This is a genomic window from Aneurinibacillus aneurinilyticus ATCC 12856 (assembly GCF_000466385.1).
Classification (GTDB): Bacteria; Bacillota; Bacilli; order Aneurinibacillales; family Aneurinibacillaceae; genus Aneurinibacillus; species Aneurinibacillus aneurinilyticus.
This window is the reverse complement of sequence record NZ_KE952783.1, coordinates 1-2,692: the sequence shown is the minus strand read 5'-3', so window position 1 is coordinate 2,692 and position 2,692 is coordinate 1. Positions and strand designations below refer to the sequence as shown.

The window sequence follows — 2,692 nt, the reverse complement described above, 5'->3', positions numbered from 1 at the left end:
CACCGGCGAGAGGTACACTTGCAGCAAGAGCAGCGGCGGCCTAACCAAATAGTACTACTGGTGCCACATAACATGTACAGCGCTTCCTTCGTCTAGATATTCAATCCGCTGTCTTTATTTTCCTAGGGATTTTTAAGCACACCAAAAAACTTACTCCTTCTCAAATGATAAGTTGAATAAGCCTGTAAAAGTTTGTTAAACGCTTGTTACTTTTTCCATTATTTGATTTGTCAGTTGTAAACCCTGTTTATTTCTCGTAGGTTATATGTGTTATTGGTTGAATAATGGGGTCATTCGTCACTGGGTAGCCCCACCAAAAAAAGAAACCTTGAAAGACACCAAGCCAATCAAGGTCTAGTTATTATAAAATACGACTTAAAGATCAGTTATCTATAATCGAGAGCAGTTGTTGCTTCATGAAATTCCTCATCATTAAATATTTCCAAAACTCTCTAGAGTATATTATTTGAACTTTTCTAAATCATAATATGGATTTAATATATTATCTCCAACATCATCAATCGTTTCTAATATTTCTTTTAATATTAACTCATCTATATCTTTGTCTTGATTTATTGACTCTTTAATTTTTTGAAAACAATTCTTTAGTCCAAGGTTTACAACAATTGAAAGAATTATATCTACATCTTCATAAGAATCAGTATTCCATAATCTACAAAGAACCATGTCTACATTGTTTCTTACCTCGCTTTCTAATAACTCGTAAGTCATAACTTGTCTATCCATTAATTGACTAAGAATTAGCAAGAAATTCTTTTTGTCTATTTTTTTTAGTACGAAATCATTCAATACATCCTGAAACATCAATGCTAATGTTTCTACTGGTAATACATCGGGTAACTTCTCAAATTCCTCTAGGTTCATAGTTATTTCCCCTTTATTGGAATATGGACTTCATTTAAGGATTGATTTTTTGTCCAAGTTCCATCTGTTTTTAATTGTTTATTACCTATTTTTATTTGTGCAGTCCAACGCGTACCTGATACTGATCCAGGATACTTACTTGCAGCTACTGAATCTGGTGAATGCCACCGACTTATTGCCTTTTGTCCGTCTGCAAGTGTAAACTCATATTTTGCTCCAGCTACAATTGTGCTTGTCGGTTTAAATGTGTTTGACACATTTGAAGGAATCATCGATTTTAAATCAGACAGACTAATTTCTCCACCTTTTAATAAATTTTGTGCCGCTTGTCTAGCCTGATCTCTTGTTAATGTCTCTATAGTACCCCTATTAAGTTTAGGCGTCCTCTTAACACCGCCATCTCTAGGTAATCCTCTACCACCACCCGTAACATTAAGAACCGGTTTAACCCCTCAATTGTTGAGTTAGATTCCCTTATTCTCGTTTTTTCTCAATCTCTCATTTTCTTCAGCTTGTTAGTAGTGGAGAAAGCAATTCATTCGGCACTGGATAGCCCCCACCTTTACATGCTTTTCCATGGCCTTACTCCCTTTAATTTAGCACGCAAAAAAGGCTCATTCCTACTCATTGTTCAAGTGGAATAAGCCTTTGCAAGTTTATCAAGTGTTTGGTTTGTTGTATTGTACGCTCTTGTTGTTGGGTTTGTAAACCCTAAATCTTTAATTCGATTAATCAGATTAGTTTAGGATTTTTATAACACCAATCAGGATCATAGGGTAAAGATTTTAATTTTTGCATATCCTCCCAACTATAAACCCAATCATAATCTGCAGTCCAAAAATAATTATCAGGATTTAGTTTAAGGTATTCATAAATAAAACGAAATATTAATTCCTCCGCATTAGAAACATTTTCTATGCAACCTACTTTACATAAACTTTCATCAGGATCAATCCGAAGATCCTCATAGTAATAAAATTCAATATCTGGATTATCTGGACTATCAATATACAAAATAAAGTCATGCTTATTTTCCCCATTAGAAGGCTTGTTCCTAATAGTTAATGTAGTATATGTAAACGATCCATCCTCTGTAAATCTTTTACTATTATCAAAATAAAGCATAACATTTGCACGAAATGCCACTACAATGCTATCCGCTAATAATTTTTCCGAGGAATACTCTTCTTTTTTCATCAAAATAAATGCTGAGGTTCCCATGTTATTTTAATACCTCCTTTAGCTCTTCTAAAGAATTAACAATCGTCACACCTTTTGATTTGAGCCTATCAAGCATTTTTTGATCGTTAGGATGTATATTTGTTAGTGGTTTATCAATATAAAGAACTGGTTTCTTCTTATCTGGATTAAAAAAGTCTGGATCATTCTCATCTATCAACTTGTTAAATTGTTTTTCCTTTACTGCTTTAATTGATGCTTTTACTTCAATTATTTCATCCTTAGTAACAACATCTAAATCACCTGCAGGTTGACCGTTTTTCTTTTCAATTCTTTGTCCAAATCCTTTTATCTCTTTGACATCTTTTAAATATTCAGCTACTTTCGCTTCTGTTGCATCACCGACATTTTTACTTTTAATTTTATTGTCAATATCACGATTAATATTTTTAGGATGTTGATCAACCCAAGTTAACTCATTACCAGCCGGGTTCGTATATTTCGTTTTGTTTCCGTCCTTAACTACACTGCCAACATTCGAAGTTTTTGGCGTCCCCTGAGTAGGTTGTTGCGTTTCCTTAGGCTTCGGTGTCCCCTGTGATTTAGGAGTCACCTTCAGTACTTTTCC

Annotated in this window: 3 protein-coding genes and 1 pseudogene; all 4 read right to left on the bottom strand. The window is 34.0% G+C overall.

The window, feature by feature from the left end; genetic code table 11:
* Positions 1 to 462: 462 nt before the first annotated feature.
* Positions 463 to 885 carry a hypothetical protein gene (locus tag HMPREF0083_RS12065; RefSeq protein WP_021621662.1) on the bottom strand — a complete coding sequence of 141 codons (423 nt, stop codon included), beginning with the start codon at positions 883 to 885 and terminating at the stop codon, positions 463 to 465.
* Positions 886 to 887: 2 nt separating this feature from the next.
* Positions 888 to 1,157, bottom strand: coding sequence for a hypothetical protein (locus tag HMPREF0083_RS12060; RefSeq protein ID WP_021621661.1), 270 nt, complete (start codon positions 1,155 to 1,157; stop codon positions 888 to 890).
* 460 nt (positions 1,158 to 1,617) lie between these two features.
* Positions 1,618 to 2,106 (bottom strand): hypothetical protein, encoded by a 489-nt coding sequence (locus HMPREF0083_RS12055; protein ID WP_021621659.1) that lies wholly within the window; start codon positions 2,104 to 2,106, stop codon positions 1,618 to 1,620.
* 1 nt (position 2,107) lies between these two features.
* Positions 2,108 to 2,692 (bottom strand): annotated as a pseudogene (locus HMPREF0083_RS28740) (hypothetical protein); the annotation flags it as partial.

Excerpts from the sequence above, each read along its gene's own strand:
- HMPREF0083_RS12065 (WP_021621662.1), bottom strand. The coding sequence starts at position 885 with ATGAACCTAGAGGAATTTGAGAAGTTACCCGATGTATTACCAGTAGAA.
- HMPREF0083_RS12060 (WP_021621661.1), bottom strand. The coding sequence starts at position 1,157 with ATGATTCCTTCAAATGTGTCAAACACATTTAAACCGACAAGCACAATT.
- HMPREF0083_RS12055 (WP_021621659.1), bottom strand. The coding sequence starts at position 2,106 with ATGGGAACCTCAGCATTTATTTTGATGAAAAAAGAAGAGTATTCCTCG.